The sequence below is a fragment of the Paenisporosarcina sp. P4_D4 genome, assembly GCF_056401835.1.
In genome coordinates this window covers 1-790 of record NZ_JBFUIO010000381.1, presented here as the reverse complement: position 1 = coordinate 790, position 790 = coordinate 1, and the positions used below count along the sequence as shown (strand labels likewise).

Genomic DNA, 790 nt, shown 5'->3' with positions numbered 1-790 from the left:
TACACCAGCTCCTTGGGGACCTGAATTGAGTCCACAGTGAATAATGTTTCGAGCAGTTCCTTATTCAACAAACGGGTGCTTTACTTCAATAAGGAGTAACGCCAATTTTCTTATTCAACGGGGCAGGTTAGTTCAATATGAGATAGTAAATGTTGATTAAGAAAATCAATATAAAAACCACCAAGTTCGATGGTGGTTTAGTTTGTTTAATTGTAAGGATTTTCGTACAAATGATAATGATTTCCACCAAGAAGTACCTTTTTGGTTTCAGCGTCAATCACTACATATTTATGCCATTCTTCTTTTTCATTTTGGTGAAAAGATGCCATAAAATATACTTGTCGATTGGGATGAACATGAGTCTGATGTTTAAGATTCATTTTTTTACTAATCCAATTATTAGTCTTTTGGTTGAAAGTGAATTCTGCATCTGGAACATCTTTAAAAGAAATTTTTTGGCGTATACTAAATGCAGCGTTCTTATATTCTTGATAGATTTTTTTATCTACCTCGTTATAAAATTCATCTTCACTAATAAAAGATTTACTTTGATTATCCAGGTACTCTAACTTTGGATTTGTTATATCAGATTTTGATGCTTCAGAGAGTGGTGTTGATTGAAAGAGAACGCTAGAAAGAACAGCCAAAGTTAGTAATATTATTTTCATTATTTCACCTCTTTTTTATTTACCTTATAATTCCCGGGCTTTTTTTATTTATGCTAATGAAAACAGGGCAGATTAGTTGAACAAGAATATAGTCTTATCATAAGGAAATACCACCTTTAAAA

At 31.8% G+C, this 790-nt stretch carries 1 protein-coding gene; it reads right to left on the bottom strand.

All coding sequences use genetic code 11. The features are described from left to right. Nucleotides 1-206 precede the first annotated feature (206 nt). Nucleotides 207-668, bottom strand: a complete 462-nt coding sequence (locus AC1DSL_RS18975) for a hypothetical protein (RefSeq protein WP_477533441.1) — start codon at nt 666-668, stop codon at nt 207-209. Nucleotides 669-790 lie beyond the last annotated feature (122 nt).

Bases quoted from the DNA above. Each gene is read 5' to 3' on its own strand.
- AC1DSL_RS18975 (WP_477533441.1), bottom strand. From the start codon at position 668: ATGAAAATAATATTACTAACTTTGGCTGTTCTTTCTAGCGTTCTCTTT.